Source organism: Leptolyngbya subtilissima AS-A7 (assembly GCF_039962255.1).
In the GTDB taxonomy this organism is placed as follows: domain Bacteria; phylum Cyanobacteriota; class Cyanobacteriia; order Phormidesmidales; family Phormidesmidaceae; genus Nodosilinea.
On the sequence record NZ_JAMPKY010000018.1, the window covers coordinates 1 to 5,373 of the forward strand.

The following is a 5,373-nucleotide window of genomic DNA, read 5'->3' on the forward strand; positions in this document are numbered from 1 at the left end:
TATATTGATAAAGCGCCTGAGGGAAGCGACTCGAACGAGTCTTTCACCGAGGGTTGAAGCGAACCTCGACAACTACATAGTCTAGAAACAAAGCCAAGGTTCCTGTCAAGGATTAAATTGGTTCAACGATAGCACTTGTGCTGTGGTTGAGTCAAGTAAGAAGACAGAATCGGATACTGAGGTATCCGGGACATGCTTTTCGGGTTACTTTTCGCGAGTAACTAATTGAGATTAATCTTTTGGGATTAGTCACTAACATGGAGAGTTTGATCCTGGCTCAGGATGAACGCTGGCGGCGTGCTTAACACATGCAAGTCGAACGGACCCTTCGGGGTTAGTGGCGGACGGGTGAGTAACGCGTGAGGATCTGCCCTTAGGAGGGGAACAACAGTTGGAAACGACTGCTAATGCCCCATATGCCGAGAGGTGAAATGTTATATCGCCTAGGGATGAACTCGCGTCTGATTAGCTAGTTGGTGGGGTAATGGCTCACCAAGGCGACGATCAGTAGCTGGTCTAAGAGGATGATCAGCCACACTGGGACTGAGACACGGCCCAGACTCCTACGGGAGGCAGCAGTGGGGAATTTTCCGCAATGGGCGAAAGCCTGACGGAGCAACGCCGCGTGAGGGAGGAAGGCCTTAGGGTTGTAAACCTCTTTTCTCTGGGAAGAAGAACTGACGGTACCAGAGGAATAAGCCTCGGCTAACTCCGTGCCAGCAGCCGCGGTAAGACGGAGGAGGCAAGCGTTATCCGGAATTATTGGGCGTAAAGCGTCCGCAGGCGGCTTTTTAAGTCTGTTGTCAAAGCCCACAGCTCAACTGTGGATCGGCAATGGAAACTGGAAAGCTAGAGTGTGGTAGGGGTAGAGGGAATTCCCGGTGTAGCGGTGAAATGCGTAGATATCGGGAAGAACACCAGTGGCGAAGGCGCTCTACTGGGCCACAACTGACGCTGAGGGACGAAAGCTAGGGGAGCGAAAGGGATTAGATACCCCTGTAGTCCTAGCTGTAAACGATGGATACTAGGTGTTGGACGTATCGACCCGTGCAGTACCGTAGCTAACGCGTTAAGTATCCCGCCTGGGGAGTACGCACGCAAGTGTGAAACTCAAAGGAATTGACGGGGGCCCGCACAAGCGGTGGAGGATGTGGTTTAATTCGATGCAACGCGAAGAACCTTACCAAGGCTTGACATCCTGCGAATCTTTCAGAGATGAGAGAGTGCCTTCGGGAGCGCAGAGACAGGTGGTGCATGGCTGTCGTCAGCTCGTGTCGTGAGATGTTGGGTTAAGTCCCGCAACGAGCGCAACCCTCGTCCTTAGTTGCCATCATTAAGTTGGGCACTCTGGGGAGACTGCCGTGGACAACACGGAGGAAGGTGGGGACGACGTCAAGTCATCATGCCCCTTACGTCTTGGGCTACACACGTCCTACAATGCTACAGACAGAGGGCAGCGAGCGCGCGAGTGCAAGCAAATCCCATAAACTGTGGCTCAGTTCAGATTGCAGGCTGCAACTCGCCTGCATGAAGGCGGAATCGCTAGTAATCGCCGGTCAGCATACGGCGGTGAATACGTTCCCGGGCCTTGTACACACCGCCCGTCACACCATGGGAGTTGGCCACGCCCGAAGTCGTTACTCTAACCGTTCGCGGAGGAGGGCGCCGAAGGCAGGGCTGATGACTGGGGTGAAGTCGTAACAAGGTAGCCGTACCGGAAGGTGTGGCTGGATCACCTCCTTTTAGGGAGACCTACCCTTGATAACTCCGAACCATATTGAATTAGGAGTATTGAGCGGTCACTCTAGGTCGTTCAGGACTTTGAGATTAGTTTCTAGACTATGGTTGAGGTTTATTTCTTAACTTTGGGTAACTGCTAGCGATAGTTATCTAGGGGAAAGGAAACTAAACACGGGCTATTAGCTCAGGTGGTTAGAGCGCACCCCTGATAAGGGTGAGGTCCCTGGTTCGAGTCCAGGATGGCCCACTGCGTGGGGGTTTAGCTCAGTTGGTAGAGCGCCTGCTTTGCAAGCAGGATGTCAGCGGTTCGAGTCCGCTAACCTCCACCACGAAAGCAGGGATTAAATTCAGCACAGTGTGTTTTGGGATTAACCAAGGCATAGTCTGCTGGGTGAGAGCCTAGCAAAGAACCTTGAAAACTGAATATGAGAGAAGTGTAAGGTAGTACACACAGAACATTCAAAGTTCGTTGAGAGAAGAGTGAATTTTGTTGGGTAACACCAATGAAATGAAGGTCAAGCTACAACGGGCTCACGGTGGATACCTAGGCACGCAGAGGCGAAGAAGGACGTGGTTACCGACGATACGCTTCGGGGAGCTGGAAGCAGGCTTTGATCCGAAGGTTTCCGAATGGGGCAACCCTATATACGGCCACCTGAATCCATAGGGTGGCGCGAGCGAACGCAGCGAACTGAAACATCTTAGTAGCTGTAGGAAGAGAAAGAAAAATCGATTCCCTTAGTAGCGGCGAGCGAACTGGGAAGAGCCTAAACCAATGGTTTTTACCATTGGGGTTGTGGGACAGCGATATGGACTCGAGCGGTTAGACGAAGCATTGGAATGATGCACCAGAGAAGGTGAAAGTCCTGTAGTCGAAAACTTAACGATACTAGCTGAATCCCGAGTAGCACGGGGCACGAGAAATCCCGTGTGAATCCGCGAGGACCACCTCGTAAGGCTAAATACTCCTGCGTGACCGATAGTGAACCAGTACCGCGAGGGAAAGGTGAAAAGAACCCCGGGAGGGGAGTGAAATAGAACATGAAACCGTGAGCCTACAAGCAGTTAGAGCCCGATTAAACGGGTGATAGCGTGCCTGTTGAAGAATGAGCCGGCGACTTATAGGGTCTGGCAGGTTAAAGCGGAAATGCTGAAGCCAAAGCGAAAGCGAGTCTGAATAGGGCGATAGTCAGATTTTATAGACCCGAACCCGGGTGATCTAACCATGGCCAGGATGAAGCTTGGGTGATACCAAGTGGAGGTCCGAACCGACTGGCGTTGAAAAGCCAGCGGATGAGCTGTGGTTAGGGGTGAAATGCCAATCGAACCCGGAGCTAGCTGGTTCTCCTCGAAATGTGTTGAGGCACAGCGGTATTGATTATATACGGGGGGTAAAGCACTGATTCGGTGCGGGCTGCGAGAGCGGTACCAAATCGAGTCAAACTCAGAATACCCGTAGCACACAATGCCAGTCAGACGGTGGGGGATAAGCTTCATCGTCGAAAGGGAAACAGCCCAGACCACCAGCTAAGGTCCCCAAATGGATGCTAAGTGATAAAGGAGGTGGGATTGCAGAGACAACCAGGAGGTTTGCCTAGAAGCAGCCATCCTTAAAAGAGTGCGTAATAGCTCACTGGTCAAGCGATCCTGCGCCGAAAATGAACGGGGCTAAGCATCCTACCGAAGCTGTGGACTTGTATTTATACAAGTGGTAGAGGAGCGTTCTGTATGAGTTGAAGCGTTAGCGAGAGCAGGCGTGGATTGTACAGAAGTGAGAATGTCGGCTTAAGTAGCGAAAATGTAGGTGAGAATCCTACACCCCGAAATCCCAAGGTTTCCTCCGGAAGGCTCGTCCGCGGAGGGTTAGTCGGGACCTAAGGCGAGGCCGAAAGGCGTAGTCGATGGACAACGGATTAATATTTCCGTACCTGATTTGGATTGTGGCGGGGGACGGAGAAGGCTAAGACAGCCGGATGTTGGTTACCGGTTTAAGCTATCGAGGTGTTGAGAGACGGCGAAAACGTCTTGAGCTGAGAAGCGAGTACGACCCGTTACGACGGGGAAGTGTCTGATGTCAGGCTTCCAAGAAAAGCCCGAACCACGTTAATTCAAATTGGCCCGTACCCTAAACCGACACAGGTGGGAAGGTAGAGTATACTAAGGGGCGCGAGATAACTCTCTCTAAGGAACTCGGCAAAATGGCCCCGTAACTTCGGGAGAAGGGGTACCACCGAGAGGTGGTCGCAGTGAAGAGTCCCAGGCGACTGTTTACCAAAAACACAGGTCTCCGCTAAGTCGCAAGACGATGTATGGGGGCTGACGCCTGCCCAGTGCCGGAAGGTTAAGGAAGTTGGTCAGGCTCTTCGGAGCTAAAGCTAGCGACTGAAGCCCCGGTGAACGGCGGCCGTAACTATAACGGTCCTAAGGTAGCGAAATTCCTTGTCGGGTAAGTTCCGACCCGCACGAAAGGCGTAACGATCTGGGAGCTGTCTCGGAGAGAGGCTCGGCGAAATAGGAATGTCTGTGAAGATACGGACTACCTGCACCCGGACAGAAAGACCCTATGAAGCTTTACTGTAGCTTGGTATTGGGTTCGGGCTTTAATTGCGCAGGATAGGTGGGAGACTTTGAAGTAGCCCTTGTGGGGGTTATGGAGTCACTGGTGAGATACCACTCTATTAAGGCTAGAATTCTAACTTTGACCCGTTATCCGGGCAGAGAACAGTATCAGGTGGGCAGTTTGACTGGGGCGGTCGCCTCCTAAATGGTAACGGAGGCGCGCAAAGGTTCTCTCAGGCTGGTTGGAAATCAGCCTTCGAGTGTAAAGGCATAAGAGAGCTTGACTGCGAGACTGACAAGTCGAGCAGGTACGAAAGTAGGCCTTAGTGATCCGACGGTTCCGCGTGGAAGGGCCGTCGCTCAACGGATAAAAGTTACTCTAGGGATAACAGGCTGATCTCCCCCAAGAGTTCACATCGACGGGGAGGTTTGGCACCTCGATGTCGGCTCATCGCAACCTGGGGCTGTAGTCGGTCCCAAGGGTTGGGCTGTTCGCCCATTAAAGCGGTACGTGAGCTGGGTTCAGAACGTCGTGAGACAGTTCGGTCCATATCCGGTGCAGGCGTAGGAACATTGAGAGGAGTCTTCCTTAGTACGAGAGGACCGGGAAGAACGCACCGCTGGTGTACCTGTTATCGTGCCAACGGTAAACGCAGGGTAGCTAAGTGCGGAGTGGATAACCGCTGAAAGCATCTAAGTGGGAAGCCCACCTCAAGATGAGTGTTCCCATGGCATAAGCCAGTAAGGTCACGGGTAGACCACCCGTTAATAGGCGCTAGATGGAAGTCCAGCAATGGATGTAGTCGAGGCGTACTAACAGACCGAGGGCTTGACCTCACACTCAGTCCATCAACGGACAAGCAATGGCTGTGTGCACAGCCGCACTTCTCTCTATTCAGTTCCTCAAGGAACTCAAACAACACAATATTTAAGCAACGTAAGCTTTCCTGGTGTCTCTGGCGCTGTGGTCCCACTCTGACCCATCCCGAACTCAGTCGTGAAACGCAGCTGCGGCGAAGATAGTGAGGGGGTTGCCCCTTGTCAAAATAGCTCGATGCCAGGTCCTTACTTGAA

General features: G+C 52.5%; 2 tRNA genes and 3 rRNA genes. All 5 read left to right on the plus strand.

Features of this window, described 5'->3' with window-relative positions:
* Positions 1 to 254: 254 nt before the first annotated feature.
* Positions 255 to 1,743, plus strand: a 16S ribosomal RNA gene (locus NC979_RS25230).
* 170 nt (positions 1,744 to 1,913) lie between these two features.
* Positions 1,914 to 1,987, plus strand: a tRNA-Ile gene (locus NC979_RS25235).
* Between the two features lie 6 nt (positions 1,988 to 1,993).
* A tRNA-Ala gene (locus NC979_RS25240) sits at positions 1,994 to 2,069 on the plus strand.
* 184 nt (positions 2,070 to 2,253) lie between these two features.
* Positions 2,254 to 5,136, plus strand: a 23S ribosomal RNA gene (locus NC979_RS25245).
* Positions 5,137 to 5,245: 109 nt separating this feature from the next.
* A 5S ribosomal RNA gene (gene rrf, locus NC979_RS25250) occupies positions 5,246 to 5,362 on the plus strand.
* The 16S, 23S and 5S rRNA genes sit together here with 2 tRNA genes alongside, the layout of an rRNA operon.
* The last annotated feature ends 11 nt before the right edge of the window (positions 5,363 to 5,373 follow it).